Annotated in this window: 22 protein-coding genes; 12 read left to right on the forward strand and 10 right to left on the reverse strand. The window is 32.1% G+C overall.

Annotated features, from left to right (window positions below; genetic code table 11):
- The first annotated feature begins 122 nt into the window (after positions 1-122).
- The 3 genes from SK086_RS12995 to SK086_RS13005 all read left to right on the forward strand — a co-directional run bounded on the left by SK086_RS12995 (position 123) and on the right by SK086_RS13005 (position 2,628).
- On the forward strand, positions 123-812 hold the full coding sequence (locus tag SK086_RS12995; protein ID WP_324692182.1) for a hypothetical protein: 690 nt from the start codon (positions 123-125) through the stop codon (positions 810-812).
- A gap of 608 nt (positions 813-1,420) precedes the next feature.
- A complete protein-coding gene (locus tag SK086_RS13000) occupies positions 1,421-2,329 on the forward strand; it encodes a hypothetical protein (protein ID WP_324692184.1) in 909 nt (302 codons plus the stop codon).
- A 26-nt stretch (positions 2,330-2,355) separates the two neighbouring features.
- The gene (locus tag SK086_RS13005; protein ID WP_324692186.1) at positions 2,356-2,628 is read left to right on the forward strand and encodes a hypothetical protein; all 273 of its coding nucleotides are present in this window, start codon (positions 2,356-2,358) and stop codon (positions 2,626-2,628) included.
- A gap of 521 nt (positions 2,629-3,149) precedes the next feature.
- Here SK086_RS13005 and SK086_RS13010 read toward each other — a convergent pair.
- From SK086_RS13010 to SK086_RS13030, 5 genes are read right to left on the reverse strand one after another with little or no spacing between them, the layout of a single operon-like run.
- Positions 3,150-4,034, reverse strand: a complete 885-nt coding sequence (locus tag SK086_RS13010; RefSeq protein ID WP_324692188.1) for an HNH endonuclease — start codon at positions 4,032-4,034, stop codon at positions 3,150-3,152.
- A gap of 33 nt (positions 4,035-4,067) precedes the next feature.
- On the reverse strand, positions 4,068-5,489 hold the full coding sequence (locus tag SK086_RS13015) for a DUF2971 domain-containing protein (RefSeq protein WP_324692190.1): 1,422 nt from the start codon (positions 5,487-5,489) through the stop codon (positions 4,068-4,070).
- A gap of 20 nt (positions 5,490-5,509) precedes the next feature.
- Positions 5,510-7,516, reverse strand: a complete 2,007-nt coding sequence (locus SK086_RS13020; protein WP_324692192.1) for an ATP-binding protein — start codon at positions 7,514-7,516, stop codon at positions 5,510-5,512.
- Positions 7,513-8,691: a hypothetical protein gene (locus tag SK086_RS13025; RefSeq protein ID WP_324692194.1), complete on the reverse strand. Its 1,179-nt coding sequence runs from the start codon at positions 8,689-8,691 to the stop codon at positions 7,513-7,515. The genes SK086_RS13020 and SK086_RS13025 overlap by 4 nt, the downstream gene beginning before the upstream one ends.
- On the reverse strand, positions 8,684-10,558 hold the full coding sequence (locus tag SK086_RS13030) for a hypothetical protein (RefSeq protein ID WP_324692196.1): 1,875 nt from the start codon (positions 10,556-10,558) through the stop codon (positions 8,684-8,686). The genes SK086_RS13025 and SK086_RS13030 overlap by 8 nt, the downstream gene beginning before the upstream one ends.
- A 375-nt stretch (positions 10,559-10,933) precedes the next feature.
- Between SK086_RS13030 and SK086_RS13035 the strand changes: the two genes are divergently transcribed.
- From SK086_RS13035 to SK086_RS13055, 5 genes are all read left to right on the forward strand, one after another.
- Positions 10,934-13,114: an AAA family ATPase gene (locus SK086_RS13035; protein WP_324692198.1), complete on the forward strand. Its 2,181-nt coding sequence runs from the start codon at positions 10,934-10,936 to the stop codon at positions 13,112-13,114.
- Between the two features lie 274 nt (positions 13,115-13,388).
- Entirely contained in the window at positions 13,389-13,685 is a 297-nt protein-coding gene (locus SK086_RS13040) for a hypothetical protein (protein WP_324692200.1), read from the forward strand.
- Complete coding sequence (locus tag SK086_RS13045; RefSeq protein ID WP_324692202.1) at positions 13,675-14,418, forward strand: zeta toxin family protein; 744 nt, start codon at positions 13,675-13,677, stop codon at positions 14,416-14,418. Before SK086_RS13040 ends, SK086_RS13045 begins: the two co-directional genes overlap by 11 nt.
- Before the next feature lie 21 nt (positions 14,419-14,439).
- Entirely contained in the window at positions 14,440-15,057 is a 618-nt protein-coding gene (locus tag SK086_RS13050) for an HD domain-containing protein (RefSeq protein WP_324692203.1), read from the forward strand.
- A 274-nt stretch (positions 15,058-15,331) separates the two neighbouring features.
- Positions 15,332-16,222 (forward strand): RteC domain-containing protein, encoded by an 891-nt coding sequence (locus SK086_RS13055; RefSeq protein WP_324692204.1) that lies wholly within the window; start codon positions 15,332-15,334, stop codon positions 16,220-16,222.
- A 150-nt stretch (positions 16,223-16,372) separates the two neighbouring features.
- Here SK086_RS13055 and SK086_RS13060 read toward each other — a convergent pair whose 3' ends face one another.
- On the reverse strand, positions 16,373-17,101 hold the full coding sequence (locus tag SK086_RS13060) for a hypothetical protein (protein WP_324692206.1): 729 nt from the start codon (positions 17,099-17,101) through the stop codon (positions 16,373-16,375).
- Between the two features lie 429 nt (positions 17,102-17,530).
- On the opposite strand from SK086_RS13060, the gene SK086_RS13065 reads away from it, so the two are divergent.
- From SK086_RS13065 to SK086_RS13080, 4 genes are all read left to right on the forward strand, one after another.
- On the forward strand, positions 17,531-19,114 hold the full coding sequence (locus SK086_RS13065; RefSeq protein WP_324692208.1) for an AraC family transcriptional regulator: 1,584 nt from the start codon (positions 17,531-17,533) through the stop codon (positions 19,112-19,114).
- Between the two features lie 175 nt (positions 19,115-19,289).
- Positions 19,290-19,577, forward strand: a complete 288-nt coding sequence (locus SK086_RS13070) for a helix-turn-helix domain-containing protein (protein WP_324692210.1) — start codon at positions 19,290-19,292, stop codon at positions 19,575-19,577.
- A 152-nt stretch (positions 19,578-19,729) separates the two neighbouring features.
- Positions 19,730-20,587, forward strand: a complete 858-nt coding sequence (locus SK086_RS13075; RefSeq protein WP_324692212.1) for a transcriptional regulator — start codon at positions 19,730-19,732, stop codon at positions 20,585-20,587.
- A 238-nt stretch (positions 20,588-20,825) separates the two neighbouring features.
- Positions 20,826-21,467, forward strand: coding sequence for an ATP-binding protein (locus SK086_RS13080; RefSeq protein ID WP_324692213.1), 642 nt, complete (start codon positions 20,826-20,828; stop codon positions 21,465-21,467).
- Between the two features lie 6 nt (positions 21,468-21,473).
- On the opposite strand, the gene SK086_RS13085 is transcribed toward SK086_RS13080, so the two are convergent.
- Genes SK086_RS13085 through SK086_RS13100 form a run of 4 tightly spaced genes read right to left on the reverse strand, consistent with a single transcriptional unit; the run spans position 21,474 to position 24,629 of the window.
- Complete coding sequence (locus tag SK086_RS13085) at positions 21,474-21,980, reverse strand: hypothetical protein (RefSeq protein WP_324692215.1); 507 nt, start codon at positions 21,978-21,980, stop codon at positions 21,474-21,476.
- A gap of 7 nt (positions 21,981-21,987) precedes the next feature.
- Positions 21,988-22,947, reverse strand: coding sequence for a fibronectin type III domain-containing protein (locus tag SK086_RS13090; protein ID WP_324692217.1), 960 nt, complete (start codon positions 22,945-22,947; stop codon positions 21,988-21,990).
- Positions 22,931-23,455: a hypothetical protein gene (locus tag SK086_RS13095; protein ID WP_324692219.1), complete on the reverse strand. Its 525-nt coding sequence runs from the start codon at positions 23,453-23,455 to the stop codon at positions 22,931-22,933. The genes SK086_RS13090 and SK086_RS13095 overlap by 17 nt, the downstream gene beginning before the upstream one ends.
- A complete protein-coding gene (locus tag SK086_RS13100) occupies positions 23,448-24,629 on the reverse strand; it encodes a hypothetical protein (protein WP_324692221.1) in 1,182 nt (393 codons plus the stop codon). The genes SK086_RS13095 and SK086_RS13100 overlap by 8 nt, the downstream gene beginning before the upstream one ends.
- Position 24,630: the final 1 nt, after the last annotated feature.

Below are 24,630 nucleotides of genomic sequence, written 5' to 3' on the forward strand. Positions count from 1 at the left end.
CTAGCTGTACTGCTTTCTTCACGAAAAACCTTTATCATAAAAATAGCACATAATTATTTGAAATAGTCTAATCGGTGCTCATCCGCGTTATGCTATCAGCAAAAAGAAAACAATTAGTCAAGATGAATACCATATTTAAATATTGCGAAGAAAAATTCAACATCACCAAAGGATGCAATACATTGCAGTTAGGAACCCTGGAGTACTATCGCGATTTGGATCCGAGCTTTTCAATTACTGATTCAAACGAAGGCATACTGGGGGCTGAAGCAATCAACGGTCCGATTGTATTTGAACGTGGTGAAGCTCTAGGAACAGGTTTTGGTAATGGCACTTATAGAGGCAAATTGACCTTTGAAAAATCATTGAATATTAGTGCTCCGAATGTATATATTTTTTCAGCCACTTTAAATTCAGTAAATGAATTTTGGACGGAGTATAACTCTTTCTACATAATCAAAAATCTAAATGATTTTTGTGAGACAATAGTTTACATTTTAAGAAAAGCAATTACTCTAGACGACATAAAACAAACAAAATTCAGTCTTAATCAGCTAAATAGTTTGAGATTTGAGGTAATATGTAAACCTGTCACTTACATAAAAAAACCATTTGAGTTTACAAATGAGAACAAAATAGATGTAATGAATAAAGTATATAATCCGGAAAATATGTTTATGAAATGTGAAACATACTCTAGAGAACGAGAGATCAGAATTGCATTTATACTTACGGACGGTAAGAAAATTTATAGTGTAAATAAGCATCCAAAAATTATCGATTTGAACTTATTAAAAAGTTGTTTGTACTAGTATTATTGTAGTCAAAAATTATCAACTTTAACACCAAAATAAGCCCCCTCCGCTACCGCACGAAATGCAATTCGTCGTAGTCAATCCTTTAGTTTGGTTTTACCATGGGCTTTAGCCACTTATGTACTGTAATGTTCTTCTTTCCCCACTACAGCACAAGTCCCTAAATTGTATATCTAAAAACTCTTTATTTGCATATAGTAACAAAATCAAGTTAAGTACATTGATATTCAATTTCAATTATTTACGGCGATGCAATAGTAAGATATAACATTTATGGGTATTACCAATATTATTGGTATCAAAGTTCACAGAATCTATAAATAGTACCACAAAATACTGTCGTCATAACAATAGTTGAAAAAACAAGAAAAAGTAAGGATGTGAGAGGCCCTATTTATATTAAAACTCCCTCTAGTTTGAGCAATAAGTCAAAAGAAATCTCTAAACCCCAACAATCGAATATTTCGCATCTTGAAAGTTAAAAATTGTAATTTAACAGATATTTTCGCATTTTAACGATGGGGAAATACTGTTGTTGGGACTTTTTCTTAATTTCATTTGCATTGAAAATTCATCGCTTAGTTTATCTTTTAAACTTTTTTATTATGAAAAAAACAATACTCCTCTTATTATTACTTGGTATCAATTCATATTCTCAGGTTCTTAAAGAAGCTGAGAAACAAGTCATTACGTCATCACTTAAAGAAGCCCTCGAAGCAGAAGCAACCCGTGTTTCTGAAGCAAAGAAGGCAGCTGCAAAAAAAGAACCGATAAAGGCTGTAATAATGAAACTCGATACGATCGTCGATTTGGATATTTACTATAAAATTACCAATAGATTCATTCATTCGGTTGAAGTCAAAAATGGAGTTTATTATTTTAATTTCAAAGGTGATGTCCCGGCAGGTGGGCTAGTTGATAAAAAAACAATTGTTAATGCTGAAATAAAAGACGGCGCAGCTGATGATGTTGCAAGAACTATAAAAGGAGGTAAAGACCGGATTTTAGTTTTCGCTGAATTAGCTTATCCTAATAGCCCAGAGGTTATTAAGCAACGTGAATTTGGAATTGGACTAATGACTGTACCTTTCAAAGTTCGCGGACGTGTTAATAATTTACCTTCTGAATCAAGCGCAGACATTGATAATATTTGTCTGACTATGGGATATTTTTGGACTCGAGATAAGTATTATTATACAGGTAAAAAAACCAGATTCCGCTGGGGCGCAGTTGGTCTTGTAGGACCGTCTGTCGAAACTCTCAAGGCCTCAAACACAAACGGATTTATAACTGGTGATGCAACCACTAATCAGGTCTACCTAAGCCTTAGTGCCGGAGCAATGCTAACTGTTTATGATAAAATCAATATCGCTTTTCTTCCTATTGGTGCTGATATCGGATTTTCTGATACAGCGCAAAAATGGATTTACAATGGTCGGTATTGGTTTGGATTTGGTCTTGGCATTGATACTTCATTGTTTTACTTTTCAAGTAAACGGGTAGCAGACAAATAGAACTTAACTTACTTAATAAAAAAATTATGGCAGTACAAAGAACAATAAATGAAGAAGCTTTTTCTTTCTATAAGTACAAGGATACCGATGAAACACACATATTTAAAGGCAGATTTATTCCTACCGGATGTACTGCAACTCAAAATAGCATATGTAATAAATTAAATCGTAATAGTGATGATGCTGTGAGAATTATAACTTGCTTAAACGAAAATGAAGCGCGTACCCGTGCTGCCCAAATTGGAAGAGGTGTTTGTGGTATTTGTGTGAGTAATCTATACACTACATATGAAAAATAAGAAATACTGAAAGAAATCACCCGCTGCAGCACGAAATGCTGTTGAAAGGAGTATATTATTTCTTGTGGTGTTACAAAGCATTTTAGACAGTTCTGTGCTTTAATGTATTTCCAAAAGAATCGTCAATGAATGATTTCCAGAGTTAGGAATAGTCATAAACAATATAATGTTAAAAAGTTAATGTAGCAAAAGTAAAATTTATTTAGTGTAACATAAAAAACTATTAACAAGGTTCAAATAAAACTGGCTAACTCTCTGCAAAAATGAATAAAAACCAAATGGGTAATATTTTTTACGGAACAGTCTGCGGTCTTTTAAGTTCGGGGATATCCATGTTAACTGTCGAAAATAAATTCTTGGGATTGCCGCTGCTACACCTGGTTTTTTAAATGGTGTTCACGCAGCGCCAAAGATTGAAAAACCTGAAAATATTCTTGACCAAAGTGGTATGAAATATTTGGCCCTAGTAGATAAAAGATTACGAAAAAAAGGGTAATCAGATGGTTGCACAAATTATTTAACTAACCAAAAACTGTCATTTTTTCAACATCAAGCTCCATGTCAGGGATATAATTTTCGGGGGATCCAAACGATTTATAATAAATATTTTCATAAGGTTGACCATCATTAGCAAACTTGCAGTATATATGTGGCTCTGATGCATATTCATCACCTCGAGCTTCTATGGCTATAATGTTATTATAAGGAATCTGACCAATCATTTTTGTATCTAACCCAACATATTCAGAACTCTGTAATCTGGCATCAAATCTATCTTCCAGTAATTCCCAATAACCATTTTTATCAATAATTGCCTTTCTACCCTGTCCAGGGTCTAACCATAACTCAATTCCATTATGATAGGTATTATAAATCATTACCTTAAACCACCCGGTAATACCGGTATAATCTTCGGGATAAAACCTCGGATACATGACATCATCTACCGAACGAATAATAACTTTTAAAGAGATAAACATGTGAGAGGTATTATAAATAAAATAGCCAAGCTCTTGTTTGCGAACAAATTCATGATCAATTAACTCCTTAAAAACTTTTTGCTGCATTTTTAACTTGTAGTTGAGTTTTGAGATATTTCCTGTAATGCTTTTAATAGCAGGTAATATTTTATGTTCTCTAACAATCTTAAACCAAGCTTCTTTATGTTTGAGTAGTTCGTTTGGTGAGAATTTAATACCCTTTGGATGACCTGCAAAATAATGACCTGCATCGGCATGGCAATCAAAACAAAGGCAAATAGCATTTTCAATTATGTCGAGTCCACCTTGCTGTTTGGGTATAATGTGATGAACTTCTAATTTTACACCTTTTGATTTATGGCATACACAGCAGTGACGTGCCGACAATACTAAAATTTCTTCCTTTATTTTTTGAGAAAATGACATAACATTTTTACAATTAAATTATTAACAACACAACTATTGAGGCTTAAGTAAACGTAATAACTCATGTTCAATTTTTCCTGTTTCTCTCGAATAATAAGCCTGATAAAATTGAAAGTCCTTACGACCACTTTCTTTACATTTAGCTTCAATAATTTTTACAATTTTAGCTTTATTTTCAACCGAAGTCTTGATACCAAAGATAATTCCTTCCAAATCATTAAAATCATATTTTGCCTTACGCCTTTCAATTGTATCATATTCATGAAAAATATCAGTAAGAATCAATCGGTATTCATTCTCATACTCCCAGTCAGTAAGTTTAGTGGTAACACTGGTATAAAAATTGGCCCAATGGTAATCCATCCAACCTTTTTTCACCGAGGCATCATTGGCAATAGAATCTGCTACAGCACTCATGTTACCATTCGCATCAGTATACCACATCATCCTTAATAACCATACCGGATATTTCCCAATCGATTTAAAAAAATTTATGGCAACATGCTTATTTTGATAACTTATTTGACGAAACTTATGAGGTACCATATCTATTATTGGACCTTCACCATATCCGTAAACACGTTTTAAATCAATGTGCTGTTTATCTTCTTTAAAGTAAGTTTTAAACTTCAAACAAACTCCTTGATGTTTATCCCCGTAGTGTCCCCATACAGACGAGTTATTACAGTCTGACATAAAACAGGCAGTATACCACTTGGGATAAACCAACTCCTCAATTTTATTAATATACAACTCCGAGAAATTATACAAAACAAAAAACTTATTTTTAGACAACTCATGCTCATAATAAAGTTTTACAAAATCAATTTCTTTTACTGTCTTCATCGCAGCTGAGAAAAATTTACTGCTTATTTTTTTAAACATCGGGAAAGATCCCTCGGCATCAGCAACTAATTTGGCTAAGGAGGTTTTGTTGCTGGTGAATTTTATTAATGCTTCTATTCCGTTATCCTTTGAATGCATTTGAATTAAACCGTGTTTATGATAAACCCTCGTTATAGCCTCTATGGCAAAAGCATGTACGGTTTTTAAATAAATTAATAATTCATCCCTTCTTATTTCTGAATTTCTTCCGGCTAGGTCAATGGAGAACTGCTTGATATAGTCAAACCCAAAGAAATAATTTTCGATTTCCCCATAAACAGCCTTATACTCCTTAGTTGGAAATTGAAATCGATTTTTAAAAATTGGAATATCTTCAGTAGTTAACCGGTGTGTCTCACCCGAAAAACTGTAAATAAAAAAGACTCTTTCAAGGCAAATTAAATAATGACGCAATAAATTTTCCCAAACAATAGAGTCTCCCTTCCAAAAAACATCAAGCAGTCCTTCCATAGGATCATTTAAAACATCCGATGGAGCAAAGTATATTTCTTGTTTCTCAAGCTCTTGATGAGCACCCAAAAGGTTTTCTATTGTTCTAAATCTATACATCTTCAATTGAAGAAAAAAGATTAGGTTGCTTCTTTCTTATTCAGTACAACTTCATAACCTATTTCCTTACCAAGCCTCTCGATTTGTTCTTTTATTCTGTCTTCTCGTTTTATTTCAAAGAGGGTAGCATACATTTCTAGAAGCTTAGTCTTTATGATAGGCTCATCAATAATATCAATTATTTTCTTATGGAATTGATGTTTTGATTCATCAAAAATCAGTTTGTCTTTCTCCTTCAAGTCAAGCATCTCATTCAACCATTTAATAGTTTCCTTTATTTTTTTCTCAGCAAAAGCACCAATAGAGCCCTTTTTCATAAAAAAACCATTTTTTAATAAATCATGAATATTGGCCCCAAAGGTATATTCAATATTATTGATTTGTTCTGCAATATTATCTTCACCTGACAAAAACATAATGTTCTCTTGAGGTATATCAGATAAAATAAACGGAGAATGGCTAACAAAACAGAAATTAATCCCGGATATATTTTCAAACTCCATGTCAGCAATTCCCTCAAGTATAGTATCAATAAAAGTCCGTTGCATTTCCGGATGAAAATAGAGTTCAATCTCTTCTAATACAATATTTATATATTTATAAGCTGTTTTAGTCCTAGTATTTTTAACGGAATCAAGATAGGATAAATGATAAAGGATTGAACTCACAGAGTAAATCATTTGCTTTTCACCGGAACTTAACATCTTAAACTCTATGATTCCATCTATCTTATCTGATTCTAACAAGATATCTATGTTAAAAACAGGGGGTGGTAATAATTCAATTCTCTTAATATCTCTTTTTCTCTTATTTTTTTTTCGCAAATCTTCTATTTTAGTAGACATATTTTCTATGGACACTGTCTGCTCTTTTAATTCAAGATAATCTTTTTTAAATTGAAGATAATTTAAAGTTTGCTTTAATTTATAAGTAATATGGCTTGTATCATGAACTAACAAATGCTCAAAGAAATCATCCAACAAAACTTCATTAAAATTCCTGCTAGTTTTATCGAAATACTTTTCATAATCAACATAAGTCAAACATATATTGACTAATTTGTATAAAAGATAATCATAAACAATGGCATAATCATTTAGGTCCCTGTCTAAATAACTGAATTTGTAAAATCTATTTAATTTCTTAAAAATTATTAGCCGGTTAATACTCAAATCTTTTAATCTCACTTTTTCGATCTCATCTTTCAACACATTTCCTATCCTTTTTTCTCGAATTCTTTCTTCATAAAGTACCTTGTCGATTTTTGATTGATTGATTTCTATTCTTAATTGAGTAGCTGTCAAATTTTCTGTGAGTTTTTTAAAATCAACTTTATTGGTTGGTTTAAGTAAATTGGAAAGTAATCTTGCTTTTACTAAAAAATTTTCAACATTAATATCAAAATTACCTTCGGTTCGCATTGGATTTAAAACTAATGGTGTTTGATAGGCATCATTCTTATGAAACAATCCATTAAGCCAAGTACCGCTATCTCTCGTATTGTAAGCATAATGCGAATAATTGATGGCTATTGTGTAAAAGAAATTAGAAAGCTTAAACTTAGTGTCTTCCTTCTTATTGATTTTATATTCTTCCTTATTGGTTGTTTTTCGATATTTATAAATAGAAATAGTCCCATCATAAATCCTTATTTTATAGTAAAAATCTGTTTTGAAATAAAATTCAACACGGATATATTTTACATGCTCTAAATCTGCTTTAACATTTTTAGTATTCTTCTGTTCAGACAGATTGTTGATGGCAAGGAACAACAATTCAACAATAGTACTTTTACCTGATCCATTCTTGCCCGATATAGCCGAGATATTTATTTCAATTTGATTTTTGTTGGTGGTGTCAGTTTGATAAAGATCTAAAGGAGCGACAGGATTAAATACTATTGTATCATCATGATCAATAGTATATTCTTTATAAAACTTATACAACTCATCAGCTTTTAAAAGTTTTAGATAATCTTTGTTACATCCTTTGAGAGGTCTTATGCCTATTACTCTGAAATTTATCATTTAGTATGTTTTTTTAATGACCCAACACCAATAGCGATATCTTTAGTAAGTTTGGCCATAGGTCTTCTACCAAACTCTTCTTCTTTGTAAAAATTTCCGTATGCCAATCTATAAGCCTCTTCAAGGGTCAAATGAGCTCCTGGAAATGTTTTTTGAAGTGTCTCTATATAACTGTCATTAGAAATATGTCTTTTTCTAATTATTTCTTGTACTAAATCTTTGTGTTCATTAATAATGGCATCATATTCAAAAACTCTAATATTTCCTTTTATTTTAGTATCAATTAATGGATCTGAATTCACACCGGAAGTCTTTATAAATACTTTGATTTCATCAGTCTCTCCAATAGAACCTAGATAAGATTTAGGGAAATAATCATATTTAATAAATTCATGTTTTGCGTTTTTTTCATAGGGAGATAAATAATCATCATAACTAAAAGGTTGTTTCCCCTTACAATCTCTATTACAAATGGTACATGATGGTATCAGATTAAAAAAAGAAAGTGCAAGTAAAGGATTTATCACTTTAGGCAAAAAATGATCTAATTCTGGTCGGGTAATTTTATTGGCTCCCTTTGACAAGGTAAAAGTATATTGACGGTTACAATAGCAACATACTTTTAAACCTAGAGCATTAGTTAGCTGATAAGGTCCCCAAACATCATCGGAATCCCTTTTTAAAAACCATTCTTCATAATCAAATATTTTTTCAAGTAAAAATGCTATTGGCGTAAATTCAATTTTGACTTGATTATAATATGCTTGTGCTACTGAACTCCTGCTAGCCAAGTCTAAATCAATAATAGATTTATACCTTCTCTTTAGTAAATTTAACTTTTGAAGCACCAATGGTATATTTTGTGCCGGGATTTTTAACCTTGCTAAACTCTTAAGATTGTTCAATTTTGTTTTGTTAAAATCATTTGGATTTGAAAATATCAATCGGCTAAAAGGTATAATTTGACTAGGATGAATAAATCTGTCAAATGATGCTATCCTATTTTTTATAGTTATTAATCGAGTTCTTCTATAAAGTTGCAAATCTTGAAGGAGAGAAAATAAATTTTCATAAAAAACAATTCTTTTCTCAACCTCTGCAGACACAAAATTAAGATGCTCTATTCTCACCGCTTTCAACTTACTCGGTGAAATGCACTCGCGAATACTAATCATTTCTTATATTTTTTAAATTTCTTAATTCTTTTAAACGAGCCTCTACCCTGCTGATTTCATCATCAATTGAATAATTCCTATCAAATAAAGTATTATACATTTCAATCAATTTTTGTTGAATTATCGGTTCATCAATAATGTCAATTAACCTTTTCATACTATCAATTTCAACATCCGATATTTCTAGTACTTTGTTGGCTTGCTTTAATAAAAGATAACTATTCATCTTAACAATAACCTCTTCAATTTTCTTTTTTGCAAAATCTCCTATAAGACCATCTTTTATAAAAAAAGAGTCCTTAAATAAATCTGATACATTAGCTCCAAACGACTTGATTGTTAAATTGTCATGCAAATAGGCTCTATCGCCTTCTTTTTTAAGAAAGGTTATATTATTCCGTGGAAAATCAGAGAGTGTTAAAGGATCATGTGTGGTAATAATAATTTGTATGTTTTTATCGGGAAAAATTTGTGTAAAAACCTGCTGTATTACATTTATATATTTTTTCTTCCATTCAGGGTGAAAGCCCAAATCTCCTTCATCAAGAAGAATCAAAAAATTAGAACTAACATTTTGACGCTTATTAAAAATTGTATAATCGGTATGGATGTCATTTTCTATCCTAAACTTAAAATCATTAAAAACAGAAAATAAATCATACAGCCCTTTTTCTCCTGAACTCAAATTAACATAAGGTTTAAATTTCAGTAAAACCTTCCTGTCAAAAGCAAAATCATTTTTAAAAGCAAGTATGAATTCTTCATAAGATTTTAATATGCTTAAGGCTTCAGAAAATCCAACACTGAATTCAGTCCAATTTTCTATTTCTTTGCTTTCAGGCAAATGCAATATTATAGTTTCAATTAAATTCTTGATCTCATCAACCGGTAAAAAGACTTTTTTGCTTCTTTTAGTCAACTGAACATAAGCATTATCAAGAAACCAGTAAAAAGCATCTCGCGTGTTTTTGTGAGCTAAAAATTCTGGACTCTCAATAGTATAATTATCATTCAAAAAACCTTCTTCAAGGTATTTATTACCGGTACTTTCGAGTATATTTTGAACTTTTACTATAATTCGTTTAAGTACTTCTAACTCTAATCGTATTTTATGAGTTGCCCTGCTATTCCTTATGTCTTCAATCTTAGTTAATTTCAATCTATTTAATTCCTGCTGCTGTCTTCTGGTGTTTTCAGCATCTATCATTTCAATAAATCTGTTGAAAAAAGGGCGAAAACGATATGAGATTTGGTGTTCATCAATCCTGAAAAAATTTATTTTAATATGAATCTTATCAAAGATTGGTAATGAAATATCTTTTAATAAATCAATAGCATTATTGGATTCTATAAACTTTATCCATCTTTTTAAATTTTCTGAATCGTGTAATTGAAGTAAAGTTGACAAATCAAAGCTTTCAAGTTCAGTATCATCAATCATTAATGAGTATTTAGATAAATCCCTAAAGTTTTCATTCTCATTACCAACTTGATGAATATTGAAATGAGGCGAATAATAAAGAACATCACTTAAATCAGCATTAAAAAAAATTGAAAAATTATTAGTTTCTAAATCCTCATAGACAAAAGTACATGCAGACAAAGACGTTCTGAAAAGATCTAATATTGTTGATTTACCAACCCCGTTTTCTCCTACTATTGCAGACAAAAGGCAAATATTATTTTGCCAAAACCCATCAATAAATTGCGCATTAATTTGCCTGCTTTTAACAAATACTTTATGTTCAGTTTCTTCAAATACATATTGAAACTTCCCCCCTAAATTAATGGTTTGTCCCTCGTGATTCTTTCCGAATATATGTGGTAATTCGCCTTTTGAGATATAAATAGCAGCTAATCTAATCATGATTAGGAAAACAAAGTTACAGATAGAGATAAAAAAATACAAAAATCAACAATTTCGAACCAGATATTGTATTACAACTAGCTTATACTATTAGAAGTTATTGGCTGTAAATGTTAGATATGTTCAAACTAAAGTAAAAGATATTAAAATCTAGGTGAGAATTTATCGACAAAAAGCAAAACTAATCGTTAAAATCAACAAACAAACATTACTCTTCTCAAGTAAAACAAAAATTCCTAAATTGCATAAATCAGGCAATTCAAGATGTAACTTTTATAATTAAATTAGGACAACAAATCACCTTTTTAAGGTATTCAATATTAATCAAATACACATTCATTTAACCGATAAATTAGCATAAAAAAACGCACAAAAATGGATAAAATAGAAATTAACTGGGAAAATTGTTTCGGCATTGGTAAGTTAACCCATGAATTTAACTTTGAGGCATTAAGCTCAAATACGTTTATGATTTATGCTCCTAACGGAACTATGAAAACTTCATTCGCAAGAGTCTTTGATTTGGTTGCAAAAAGTAACCCAAATGATATGCCTTGTGATAGGGTTTATCCCCATAAATTACCAAAATTCGAAATCCAGTCCGATGGTTCTCCAATTTCGCCCGAAAATATTTTAGTAGTTAACGCCGAAGACAACGGTTTTGATGCGGCACATAAAATAAGTAGATTTTTGGCAAGCCAGGAACTAAAAGAGAAGTATGACGTAATTTACTTTGAACTGGAGGAAAGAAAAAGAGAATTTATAAAAAAGTTAAAAGCTGTCTCGCAAAGTACCGATTGCGAAGAAGAAATTGTAAGCACTTTTGCTGACCAATCAAAAGATACCTTTTTTGAAGTGCTATTGGATAATTCTAAAGATTTATCAGATACTACAATCAAATATAATTTCAAATACAATGATATATTTGATAAAAAAGATAACGTTAAAAAGTTTTTAGATAAAAATCAATCTCTTTTAAATCAATATGTGACCGACTATACAACACTTTTGTCTAAATCAAAATTCTTCAAGCAGTCCGACAATCCTTTTGGCACAGCGCAGGCAAATGAAATTATAAAATCCATTGAAGACAATTCATTTTTTGAGGCTGGACATAAATTTGTGTTAGAAGATGGAACTGAAATAACCGATGCGACTGTTTTGAAACAAATCGTACAGGAAGAGTTGAATAAAATTTTAACCAATGCAAAATTGGTACAGGCATTTGAAAAATTTGATAAAGCAATCGGAGCTAATGCCGAGTTAAGAGTATTCAAAAGAGCAGTTGAAAAAGACAATACTCTTTTGGTAGAATTAAGTAACTATAACGGTTTTCAAAAAAAAGTTTGGAAAAATTATCTTTCGGAAATCAAAACGGAATCCCTTGATTTGGCAAAACACTATGAAGATAAAAAAGTCAAACTGGAGAAAATAATAGCCGAAGCTAAAAAGGAAATTTCTCTTTGGATAAAAATCATAAAAACTTTTAACGATCGTTTTTACGTTCCTTTTGAAGTAGTTTTAGTGAACCAGCAGGACATCCTACTCAAGCAGGAAACAGCAAATTTAGAATTTGATTATATCGAAAAAAACGAAAGCCCGATACGTCAAAAAAAAGAAAACCTACTTAAAATTTTAAGCAAAGGAGAGCAACGGGCATTTTTCATTCTGCAGTTTTTATTTGAAATCGAATCACGAAAAAATAGTTCGGAAAAGCATTTAATAGTCTTTGATGATATAGCGGATTCCTTTGATTACAAAAACAAATTTGCAATAATTGAGTACATAAGAGATTTACATCTATCAAACGATTTCAGGTTAATCATTCTCACACACAACTTTGATTTTTATCGCACTATAGCATCAAGGATGGATTTACCCAGACCTGTAGTTTATATGGCTTCTAAATCCGAAAACAAAGAGATAACACTTCATACTGGACAATACCGAAATGAGATTTTTGGATATTTTGTCAAAAATTATAAAAAGTCGCGATTTTTCATTAGTCTTATTCCTTTTGTAAGGAATATTATCGAGTACACTGAGTCTATAGATTGCTATGATTATGGGACTTTAACAAAATCAATGCATCTAAAGATTGATTCAACTTCCTTAACGGTTCAAGATATTTTTGACGTATTTCAATCAAGATTAGTCAAATTAACCGGAAAATCTATTGATTTCGGGCATGAAAACCTAATAGAATATTTGTATAATACAGCAGATGAAGTTTTTAATGAACCTAACCTAAATGAAATCAATCTGGAAAATAAAATTACCCTCGCGATAGCTATTAGACTCAAAGCAGAGGAATACTTAATTGGAAAACTCCCTGAAGTAGATATAACAACAATTACATCAAATCAAACAAACCATCTTTTTCAAGCATATAAAACAAAATACCCTGAAAGTAATGCCATTTCAATTCTCGCTCAGGTAAATCTCATGACACCGGAAAATATCCACATAAATGCCTTTATGTTTGAACCATTGATAGATATGTCTGTAAACCATCTAAAAGATCTTTTCAAAAAAACCAAAGAACTACACTTATGAATTCACATTACAAAAAAGATACTTCAAAATTTCAATACAAACTCTTAAGAATTGATCAAAGATTTTTCTCTATCAAAGTCACACAAAACAAATTTTGGTGAAATTAAAATTTTGATTGACAAATTGTTGTTGTAAAATAAACAAATTAAAAAGTTTATTTCTCATAATTAAATCATATTTCGAGCATAAAAAGCTCTTTAGGGCACAATATTTGAATAATAAATATAGTATGCTCATGATTAAACTAGGGAAGAAAATGCAAAAAATCTACTAGTTGAAATACATTGAGTTTTTCATTACCTTTGTTATACCATTAAACCAAGTCGCTATGAGTGTTAAAAAGATATTCAGACAAGATTATAGTCAAACAAAATCCCTCGTCAGAGCAGCAAATATAAGTGGCCGTAATGCTGTACGTCGTTCTAAAGCCCTAGATTTAACCATTACCTATATTGAAGATGGAATTATTTATGAAGAACTGCCCGATGGTACAAAAAAAGCCATTGGAGAAGTAGAAAAGAAAGATGCCCAAGTAGTCTTAGTTAAGGGAATGGTGTTACATGGCAAGTAAAAGAGTTCGAATTTTTGCCGGTCCAAACGGTTCAGGTAAAAGTACTTTATTTGAAGAATTTCAAAATGAATACCATGAAAAAGCGGGATACTTTGTAAATGCCGACTTGCTTGAAAAAAAATTACTCGATGCTTCTTTAATTGATTTAAAATCTATTGGTCTTTCAGCGGTACAAGCAGACTTAGAAGAGTTCAAGTCATACCCTGACTCACAATCATTATTCCAAAAAGCCTCTCAAGACGGTCACAAGATAGATATTTATATAAAAGAGAATTGTATTGTCGATAATTCTCATGACTCTCATAGCTATGAAGGTTCTTTCATAGCTTCTTTCATCAGACATTTGCTTATCAAACAAAACAAGTCTTTTTGTTTTGAAACGGTTATGAGTTATCCGGCAAAAATTGATGAGATTAAAGAAATGTGCAAGCTAGGATACCAACCATATTTATATTTTGTTTGCATTGATAAACCGGAAGTAAACATATCTCGTGTAGCAAACAGAGTTGAACTTGGAGGACACAATGTACCGGAAAAAAAAATAAGAGAACGATACTATAAAACTTTAGACAATGTACATTTATTACTCCCACTATGCTACAGAGCCTATCTTTTTGACAATTCTGGAAAAAAACCCATCTTAATTGCCGAGCTTTATAAAAATGCTATGGAAATTAAAACCGATAAATTACCACAATGGTTTTTAGAGTTTGTAGTACCCTACTACAATTAACAAAGTACGCATAATACTATCATGCTCACGGATATCTTTTTACATCTCGTCAAACAATATTCTGCCGATCACGAATTAGCCAACAATATGTGGCTGGAAATATTTACTAAATATTCCGAACCCAAAAGGTTTTATCACAATATTGAGCATATCGAGGCTGTAGTAACCGAACTGAAAGAGGTTAAAGATAAAATCGAAGATTGGGATACAGTTCTTTTTTCCGTTTTCTACCACGACATCATTTACAAAGCTTCAAGCAATTCAAATGAGGAAGACAGTGCTAAATTAGCTATGCAAAGACTATCAGAAATTAAGTATCCGGGAGAAAAAATAGCCAAATGTGCTCAACTCATTATGGCCACAAAAAACCACCAATTTTCTGAAGATGCGGATACCAATTGGTTAACAGATGCGGATTTAGCAATCCTGGGCCAAAACCCGGAAATCTATCAGGCATATGCCGATAACATTCGAGAGGAATATACACTCTACCCCGACTTTCTCTATAATTCCGGACGAAAAAAAGCACTACAACATTTTCTACAAATGGACAGCATCTACAAGACTGAGCATTTCATCAACAAATACGAAAAACAAGCCCGCATTAACATTCAAAATGAGTTGATGTCTATTCAGTAGTTTTCTCTTTTAAAAAGCGCTCAATCTCTCTCAAAACATGTTCATCTGCTAACCTATCTTGCTCAAGATAATATTTGAAATCTTTTTTAATCTCTCTGCAGAATAAATAAATTAGAAGAACATATAAAACCAACATTGGTATAACCGCAACCATATCAAAACCATTAAATTATAGAACTAATTTTACTTTTAAACTTTAGTGTAAAATTGACATATAGTGAATAACTAAACTATAATATTCGGGAATACAACTATTCAATTCGTGAATGAAACAATGCTACTCTTGGTAGCCACTTATGGTAAACTTAGATTTGCTCAAACCCTAACCCAACCAGCTATGAAGTCATTTGCTGCATCATTGATGGCGGAACTCGAACAACAACTACTCAATATTAAAACCGAAAACAATTGCATCATAAAGCAATCCGAATGGAGTGTTAAAGCTACTATAAAAACAATAGAAAAACTGAAAACCAAATTTTATGATTTATCCTTCGAAAACAAATCAGAAGAAATTGAGTTCTTTAAAATGATAAAACCACAATTCGCAGCAAAACTGATTTTTTTCAATGAAATTTATAACATAGAGATCACTAAACCAATTGGCGCTGCTAAAAGTGCCAAAAAACATTATGAAGCATACTTACATAAACTGAAAAAATTCCATAAAGAAAATATCGAATTCTACAAGTATTATAAATCCGGGAACAATTCGCTTGATAAAAAATACTTCCTGAGAGGAAAGCACGATATCAAACTAACTTTAGACAGCTTTTATTTTCAATCAGATTTCAATTTTGCCACTTCACACGACTACAAAGTAGCGCAAATCATTGCCTATGAAACAATAGAAGAATACCTCAACTCTAAATTGAAGACTATTAAAAATCCGACTCATACTGCTAAAAATTTAACTTGGTCATCCTCCAAAGCATCATTAGTAGAACTAGTATATGCACTGCATGCAACAGGAACATTCAATAATGGCAACTGTAGTCTTAATGAAACCGTAACCGCTATCCAGTCATTTTTCAATATCGAACTAGGACAATTCAACCGAACATTTTTGGAAATCAAAAGCCGTAAAACTATAGAAAAAACACATTTTCTCGATACACTAAAAGAAAACCTAATCAAACGAATCGAACAGGGCGATGAAAAATAAATGGCTACTTGATTAAAGCAGCCATTTATGCAGTTTAGTGGTATAAGTAGTATTCTGAAAGTAAACTAAAACTAAGATTACTCTTGGTTACAACCAAAATAAGCTCAGTAAATTAATACCTCAGAACCTTTGATCAAATCATTTTCAAACTCACTTTGTGTTCTCCACAATCCCGGTAACCAATCCTCTCATAATGGCATCCTCAACACTATCATCCGCTCCATCCAATGCCGCAAAAATATTCCCAACCATATATTGCCACTCAGGATCTTTGTCTTTTTTGGGCTTCTTTTTCCTGGCATATACACCATGTCTGGTAATAGAGGTTGTTATGAGTATAGTTTGTTTGTCATGATCCGTTAAACCGGTATCCTTGTAAACGGCTTCCTCATAAGCCACTATTGAATCATAAAGCACGCTAAAATTGTCCTCTTCTTCACAAGCATGCAATAATTCAGTCACAAAGGTTTTAAAACTGGATCGTGCATCACTATCTTGTATTGATTCGTTTATGATGGCATCCTGAAATCCAACAGGCTGTGAAACAATATAAGTTACTCTGTCGACATATCCAAAGTGGTAAGGTGTGTTTTTAGTCAAACTCAAAAAGGAATCGTTTGCATTAGCAACAGTAGTTGCCGTTGTAATTATACCGGACAAAGTAAAAGGTAAAACATCAGCATTGTAATAGGTTGTTAATAATTCTTGATGAATTTGACCGGCGTAATCATGTGGATTAGCATAATTAATGGCTTCAGATGAATCATCAATAGCACTTATAATTCTTTGATTGCTGATAGTGCCATCAGTAATATCATTGCTGTCACTACATGATATGAAGAGGGTAATAAATAAAATACATAAATAATAAGGTTTCATAAATGGTTAATGTTTTAAATGGTACTGATTGTTGTTACATCAGTTCATTTCGCCCGGGGTAATCTGAACGTTAGGTTGGATTTACAGTAGGCAAATCCCTTTGAATTCAGAGCAAAACTAAAGGCTTGCGAAAGGGTGCACAAGCCAACAAATAAACCATTCACGAATTAAAAGTATGCCATTCACGAATTTCACAGGTCCTTAAATCAGTAAAACACAAAAAATCAAAACATTGCAAAAAATCATTAATTGTATTGTTTTAAATACATTTTTAACTGCTTAGCATAGTTGTTTTTTAATAATTTAGCTACAATTTTTAACTAAACAACCTATTCAAAAATGATTATATATAACCTATTCTTAAACAATAAAATAAGAAACCTAATCTTTCTGATTTTGATTTGTGAAAGTATAGTGGCACAAAAATCAATGCGAGAGTTAGAGGCTAAAAACTACAGCTATTTCGAAGAAAGCATTAATCAATCTGACAGCGTTAAATCAAAGCAAATTGCAAGACTATGGATAGCAAAATCTAAATCAGAAAAAAACTGGATACAACTCACAAAAGCTTACAGAGCAATAATCTTTTTGGAGTATGAAAAAAAAAGATTGAATTATGTCGATAGTTTAATAACGGCAGCCAAGAAAACCAAAGATGCTGAAACTATTGGCCAAGCATATCTAACAAAGGGAATAGTTTATTACAGTCAAAAAAAACACAACCAAGCACTTGATAACTATTTACTGGCAGATGGTTATATTTCACAAACAAAAAATAAGAAAGCATTTTATAAGGTAAAATATTCTATAGCACATACTAAATACTATTTAGGCTTTTATGACGAAGCAATTTCACTCTTTCAAGAATGTCTAATCTATTTCGATGAAGAGAGTGATATTGCTTATCTAAATACCCTCCACTCACTAGGGCTTTGTTACAATAAAATTGGGAAGTACAATAAATCATCCTATTACAACAAAATAGGCTTACTAAGTTGTATAGAACTTGAAAACACAACAATGATAGCCTATTTCAATCACTCAGAGGCCATCAACGATTATGGCAATGGTAATTACAGGAGAGCCATTGCTGAGTTAAAAAAATGTATTCCTCAAATGCAAACACGCAAAGACTTTGCTAATGAAACGTTGGCCAACTTTTATATTGGAATGAGTTATTGGAGACTAAACCAAAAAGAACAAGCCATACCCTATTTTAAAAAAATTGATACGGCACTACAAAAATACAATTATACCAAAACTGATTTACGACATGCTTATGAACTCCTAATTGATTACTACAAAAAAAGTAACAATCAACAGTTACAATTACACTACATAGACCGTTTACTAAAAGTCGACAGTATTCTCAATAACAATTACAAGTATTTGTCCAAAAGAATTTTCAAGGAATACGACACTAAAAAACTATTACTGGATAAAAATCAAATCAAACAACAAATGATTACCGGTTACCGTGTGCACTATACAGTCATATCAGCACTAACAGGAATAGTCATCTTTTTAGTTTGGAGACACAAACGAAACAAAAAGCGTTACAAGTTAAAGTTTGAAGAGTTAATGAGTAAAAAGGAAATACCATTAAAACAACTAACCGAAAACAACAATGATAATGGTTTCGAAATCAATCCTGAACTAGTTAAAACTATTCTTCAAAACCTGGAAAAATTTGAAAAGAATAAAAAATATCTCGAAAAAGATATGACTTTAATTAAACTGTCCGGTTATCTTAAAACAAATCCCAAATATGCGTCCAAAGTAATTTTAAAATACCGTGGCAAAAAAACTATAGAATACATCAGTGACTTAAAAATAGACTACATAGTTGATAAACTGAAAACAGAGAACAAGTTCCGCAATTACACTAACAAAGCCCTTGCGGATGAAGCCGGTTTTGGTTCCACTCAAAACTTCACCAAAGCCTTCAACAAACGTCTCGAAATGCCACCTACATTCTTTATCCAACAACTAAAAGACTCATTTCCTTTATAATTTTCACGCTCACTGCCATTCCCAAAAAAGCGGAAAACTTCTTTACCTCTGAAACATAGTAACTCAGAGTCTTAGTTCCTCATCACAAAAAAACCATCACAACTTGTGATGCAATTGTGATATAAAACCAACTAAACCATACAATTTTGTCCCATAACAATCTAAAATATACGTTATGGCAATCGAAGTTATTACACGAGAAGATTTAAACGAATTCCGTCACCTACTACTCAATGACATCAAAGAACTTCTCAAAGCAAACACCCAACCGTCAAAACAGTGGCTCAAATCCAAAGAGGTCCGTAAACTGTTAAACATCTCACCGGGAACTCTCCAAACCCTACGCATCAACAAAACCCTATCCTACACCAAAATCGGCGGCATCCTCTACTACAACAATGCCGACATTGAAAAACTCCTATCTACCAACAAAGTCACCGCGACGCCAACATTGTTCAAATAACTTGTCAAACTGAGCGCAGACTAATTGCCTCGCATAACACAGAAATCTATTCCCTCCGTCAGTTCGAGTTTTCGCTAAAGGCGAAAGTATCGAGAACCCTCCAATTCGTAATTCATAATTCGTAATTCATAATTTTTTAATTCCTAATTCTCATGAACTACATCAAACACCTAACCGGCTTCTTCGAACGGGTTACGCAGGACAAAACCCTTAACCCTACTCATGTAAGCCTATACATTGCATTATTCCAATTTTGGAACTGCAACCGCTTCAAAAATCCGATAAGCATATCCCGAGATGAGGTAATGCGAATCAGTAAGATTAGTTCAAAGGCAACGTATCACAAATGCCTGAAACACCTACATGCTTTGGGCTATATAAAGTACGAGCCATCCTATAACCCCTTTAAGGGCAGCCATGTTATCATGTTCAATTTTGCAGAAGACCTAAAACCTCAGCCAAAAACAAGTTCAAAAAATGAACCTTTTTTTGAACCGGTTAACGAACAGGTAATGAACACGCAGGAACCAAGTACTAAACAAGCAGTAGTACCTTCTATAAACAATAAAAACATTTTAAATAATATAAACGAGAGTAAACACGCGCACTCAAATTCAAATGAAATTAGTAGTTCGACTTTTAATAATGAAAATCTAAAAGAAGAAGAAAAAAGTGGCGCTAAAAAAGAAGAAGAAATTGAGAGTTTAATGATGCCAAGTGCACAGGAGATAACGTCCATAATAAAATCTCAAAAACCCCATTTGGAAGAAATTTTGAATTATTTCACTCAGCATGAATTTGAAATCTCGGAAGCGCAAAAATTTTTCAATTACTATGAAAGTAACGGTTGGTTAATAGGCGGAAAAACCCCGATGGTAGATTGGAAAGCTGCGGCTAAAAACTGGATGGACAAAACCCAGATTTTCAATCAGAAACCAACAGTGTTACAATCAAATACAGCCAATCATCTCATTGCTGTAACTAACAAAAATTATGCTGAACCACTATAAGACGATCATGTATGTATATTCAGTTCCTGCCATTCCATCGTGGCAGTCGGGCACCTGCATTTCAAAGATTCCGTAAAAATCAAAAACTGTTTGAGCATAGCGAGTTTTTTTGATTTAGGAATCAAGAAATAGCAGGTCGCCGAACGATTGCAGGCTTGACTTTTTTGTTACTTTTTGTGTCAAGACACCCGAGCCGAAGGCGAACTGAGCGAAGCTAAAAAGTAAAGAAGCTAAAAAAATGAAATGTTTATCCTATATGGAAGAATTAAAATCACACTACAATTACGAGGACCTAATCACTTGGCTTGAATCCAAAGGAAAAGAACTCTATGGAAACCACTTCAAAATAATAGAAGAAGATTATCTCATAATCTACAAACTCATCGCCTATTTCCTCAAAGACGAACAAGCCTGTTTTCAATTCGGCATCAACCTCAACAAAGGAATCCTAATAACCGGTCCGGTTGGTTGTGGCAAAACATCCTTAATGACTTTGATGAAATACTTGACACCTGCAGAACACAAATTCATACTAAAACCCTGCCGAGACATCAGCTTCGAATTCATCCAAGATGGCTACGAAGTAATACACCGTTACTCAAAAGGAAAGCAACAACAGCTCGATCCTAAAATTTATTGTTTCGACGATTTAGGATTAGAAAACAATCTCAAATACTACGGAAACGAATGCAATGTAATGGCCGAGATCTTATTAAGTCGATACGATCTCTACATAAATAAAAAAATAAAAACCCATGTAACTACTAACCTTTCTGCTACCGAAATCGAATCAGTTTATGGAAACAGGGTTAGGAGTCGAATGCGAGAGATGTTAAACCTTATAGCTTACAGTAATAACACTCTTGATAAAAGAGAATAAAACCATTTATCGTGTAACCTGAACAAACCATTTACGCTCTTTTTTAAAGGATACTTCAACAGAATCCTTTTTGTACTGAACAACGCTAAGTCCATTAAGATCTTGTCGTAATTTTAATCGAACAAATTTTCCATCAACACTCATCAATATAACCTCATCTTTTTGTTCTGCTGCTTTAATAAAACCATAGTATCGAATTACAGGAAAAAATACTATATCGCGTTTTTTGGGAAATGCATTATCTTTAGCAATAATCCTCTTTGGTATAGTGCTAAAACTTACTCTAGTTTTGCTAGGTAAACCTATATTACCTAAAAAGGGATCACGTTTTGTTTGTTTAGGGGTAAAGGTGTCTCGCTTCTTTATAACATATTTAGCATAATTGGCATTATCGGTATAAGTACTTACAGGTAATGGGTCTGCTAAAAAATAATGTTCCACATACCTGTAAATAACCACTCCCCAAAGAATGACAACTACAACAAGTAAAATAATATTAACCTTCTTTTTCAAGAGATAATCAATTAACGATAAACTTAAAAATATTACTGTTACTTCCAATGTTACCGGCTACATCTTTAGCACGAACTCTCCAATAATAGTCACCACTCACTGTAAAAGTTTGCTGAAAAGAAGTGGTATTAACATCAGTGGTTTGTATTAAAGAACTAAAAGAGCTTGAGTTCGAAAACTCAATAACATATGAAATAGGCGACTGAATTGTACCCGAATCCGATGCCATAGTCCAAGAAAACGAAACTGTTTGATTAGCAGCAGTACTGCTATTGTTGATGGGTGTAGTAAGTTGTGGTGTGTTAGGTAAGGTTCTGTCTATGTAAAATACTCTGTCACTAAAAACAGTATTAGTTGAACTATTCATTGCTTTTACTCTCCACAAATATTCTGCTTCTTGTTGTAAATTACCGGCTGCTAAAGTTACACTCGAATTAGTTAATCCGCTTTGCTGTGTAACAATCAAATTACCTCCCGTTACATTAAGCAATTCAAAAGAATAAGTAGCAGCATTTGTCAAATCCTGCCAATCTAAAACCAAGGAAGAGGCGTTGGTATACAAATTATTACTTGGACTACTTAAAATGACTTGTTGATTAGTCAAATCAGATGTTTGAATAACGCTAAAGTTAATATTAAAAGTATAATTCGACTCATAGGCTGAGTTTTCACCTCTCACCCGCCACTGATAAGAGCCTGCTTCAATTGGAGAAGAAAAATTAGTTTGGGTAACTAAAGAATCAACTACAATACCGGAAGTACTATTAAATACTTGTATCCTATACTTATCTGCTCCATCCAACTCATTCCATTGAAAATTAACAACATTGCTACTCACTGTAGAATTATTTTGTGGAAAAACAATTTGTACTGTATCATTTGAAATATCCTCTTCGATTATATCCTCACAGGAAATACCAACTAATAAAAAAATGGCAGCTAAAAGTAGTTTAGGTAGTCTTTTCATAATTCTGAAATATTAATCTTAAATGAAGGGTTTCTTTTTGATTGTTCTTGGTATCAGTATAAAATCGCATGCTAACAATCTTTGAAAACTCAAAATGCTTTTCATAATTATTAGCTAACTGTATTAAGTCATTATAACTTCCCGTAATATCAAGCTGAAAACTATGTACCAAATAGTCTTCTTGCTTATACTGATGTATGGGTTGTAACTCAAAAATAGTTACACCGTTACTATTATTCACTAAAAAATTAACAATCTCTTGCTGTATTTTTTCCTTTTCTGTTTCTCCTTTACCTATTAAACTCTCCAAGTCAGCAATGTCTCTTTGCAATCTCTGCGTATTAGGTGTCTGGGAAGCTATAAGATCCTTTTTCTGAACTAAAGTACTATGCTCCCCTATTAATAAAAATAGATTACTAAATGATCTTCTGTAGGCTGCTACAGATAGCATTACAAAAAACAATAGCAAAAAATAAAATTTTTGCTTGTAACTATACTGTTTAAACATCCTTTATAGTAATTTTTACTTCAAAAAAAGTAGTTCCTTTTTTATCCTTTTTTATGCTAATTATTTCTAACAATTCAACCCAATGCTTCTCTCTAAATAAAGCAACCCAATCGTTAAATTGTATTTTATCAAGGGCTTGACCACGTAGTAAAATAGTTCTAAAACCAAGCTCAATTTTTTTATTGTTTTTTACATCTGTTAACAAGGGAGAGACTTCCAAAAAATTCAAACGCAAATCTTTAGGGATATCATTACAAATCTCATGACAAAAAAAGCTCATCAATTGACGCGACGAAAACCCGGTCTCAGTTAATATCTTCATCTTATCCGATCGCTCTTTTTCAAGGAGTTGTATTTGATCAAATGATTTGGATGAGTAACTATTCTCCAAACTCAGTTGTGCATTAGCTGTAATCAAATATTGTATAGAAATATAGCTTACCAATAAAGATAAGAAAAAGAAGCCTAACGTAAAAACACCAAACTTTTCGAAAGCCTTTTGAAAAAGCAGATCTTCTTTGGGTTGATTGGATAATACTGTTGTTGAAAATGTCATGTCATTAACAAAAAATAAAATCCCAAGTCCGTAAAGTGCAATTTCGTAACTATTCAATTTCAAACTCCCCACGGTTTGCAAGCCGGAATTATCCAATGATTTACTTACTTCTGTAAGTTGTCCGTTTTGATAATTAAGCAATGATTGATTAGAAACAAAACTGTCTGTCTGTAGCTCCTCTCTAAGCAAATGTCCTGTAATTGGTCCCACATAAACATCAAGAACAGTATATCCTTTAACAATAAAAGACTCATATATTTCTGCAACGGTCTCTTTTCGGCAAAAACTTATAAACTCAAAGGTCTCATTCTTGAAGCTCGAACAATGAATTGAAGAATAGTCTAAATTTTTATACCATTCAAGATCTGATTGAGAAGAAAAATCAATTCTTTTACTAACTACTCCTTTGCCATCTATCAATAAAAGTAACGGATATTTTAAACTCAACTTTGAATGTAAGTCTTCAATAGCGTAAATACAATCTCTCGAAACTAATTGCAATTCGTTCTTACGCTTTAACAATATCATTAAAGTGTAAACAGTATCATTACCATCTTTAAAAATATTTAAGAGTTGGATGCGATTTACTGGTAATATTTTTTCTAATACTGATATCATT

The sequence above is a fragment of the Flavobacterium cheonhonense genome (genome assembly GCF_035671315.1).
Taxonomy (GTDB): domain Bacteria; phylum Bacteroidota; class Bacteroidia; order Flavobacteriales; family Flavobacteriaceae; genus Flavobacterium; species Flavobacterium cheonhonense.

What these genes read in the sequence shown, in the direction of transcription:
- SK086_RS12995 (WP_324692182.1), top strand. Translation starts at nt 123, where the DNA reads ATGAATACCATATTTAAATATTGCGAAGAAAAATTCAACATCACCAAA.
- SK086_RS13000 (WP_324692184.1), top strand. Translation starts at nt 1,421, where the DNA reads ATGAAAAAAACAATACTCCTCTTATTATTACTTGGTATCAATTCATAT.
- SK086_RS13005 (WP_324692186.1), top strand. Translation starts at nt 2,356, where the DNA reads ATGGCAGTACAAAGAACAATAAATGAAGAAGCTTTTTCTTTCTATAAG.
- SK086_RS13010 (WP_324692188.1), bottom strand. Translation starts at nt 4,034, where the DNA reads ATGTCATTTTCTCAAAAAATAAAGGAAGAAATTTTAGTATTGTCGGCA.
- SK086_RS13015 (WP_324692190.1), bottom strand. Translation starts at nt 5,489, where the DNA reads ATGTATAGATTTAGAACAATAGAAAACCTTTTGGGTGCTCATCAAGAG.
- SK086_RS13020 (WP_324692192.1), bottom strand. Translation starts at nt 7,516, where the DNA reads ATGATAAATTTCAGAGTAATAGGCATAAGACCTCTCAAAGGATGTAAC.
- SK086_RS13025 (WP_324692194.1), bottom strand. Translation starts at nt 8,691, where the DNA reads ATGATTAGTATTCGCGAGTGCATTTCACCGAGTAAGTTGAAAGCGGTG.
- SK086_RS13030 (WP_324692196.1), bottom strand. Translation starts at nt 10,558, where the DNA reads ATGATTAGATTAGCTGCTATTTATATCTCAAAAGGCGAATTACCACAT.
- SK086_RS13035 (WP_324692198.1), top strand. Translation starts at nt 10,934, where the DNA reads ATGGATAAAATAGAAATTAACTGGGAAAATTGTTTCGGCATTGGTAAG.
- SK086_RS13045 (WP_324692202.1), top strand. Translation starts at nt 13,675, where the DNA reads ATGGCAAGTAAAAGAGTTCGAATTTTTGCCGGTCCAAACGGTTCAGGT.
- SK086_RS13050 (WP_324692203.1), top strand. Translation starts at nt 14,440, where the DNA reads ATGCTCACGGATATCTTTTTACATCTCGTCAAACAATATTCTGCCGAT.
- SK086_RS13055 (WP_324692204.1), top strand. Translation starts at nt 15,332, where the DNA reads ATGCTACTCTTGGTAGCCACTTATGGTAAACTTAGATTTGCTCAAACC.
- SK086_RS13060 (WP_324692206.1), bottom strand. Translation starts at nt 17,101, where the DNA reads ATGAAACCTTATTATTTATGTATTTTATTTATTACCCTCTTCATATCA.
- SK086_RS13065 (WP_324692208.1), top strand. Translation starts at nt 17,531, where the DNA reads ATGCGAGAGTTAGAGGCTAAAAACTACAGCTATTTCGAAGAAAGCATT.
- SK086_RS13070 (WP_324692210.1), top strand. Translation starts at nt 19,290, where the DNA reads ATGGCAATCGAAGTTATTACACGAGAAGATTTAAACGAATTCCGTCAC.
- SK086_RS13075 (WP_324692212.1), top strand. Translation starts at nt 19,730, where the DNA reads ATGAACTACATCAAACACCTAACCGGCTTCTTCGAACGGGTTACGCAG.
- SK086_RS13080 (WP_324692213.1), top strand. Translation starts at nt 20,826, where the DNA reads ATGAAATGTTTATCCTATATGGAAGAATTAAAATCACACTACAATTAC.
- SK086_RS13090 (WP_324692217.1), bottom strand. Translation starts at nt 22,947, where the DNA reads ATGAAAAGACTACCTAAACTACTTTTAGCTGCCATTTTTTTATTAGTT.
- SK086_RS13095 (WP_324692219.1), bottom strand. Translation starts at nt 23,455, where the DNA reads ATGTTTAAACAGTATAGTTACAAGCAAAAATTTTATTTTTTGCTATTG.
- SK086_RS13100 (WP_324692221.1), bottom strand. Translation starts at nt 24,629, where the DNA reads ATGATATCAGTATTAGAAAAAATATTACCAGTAAATCGCATCCAACTC.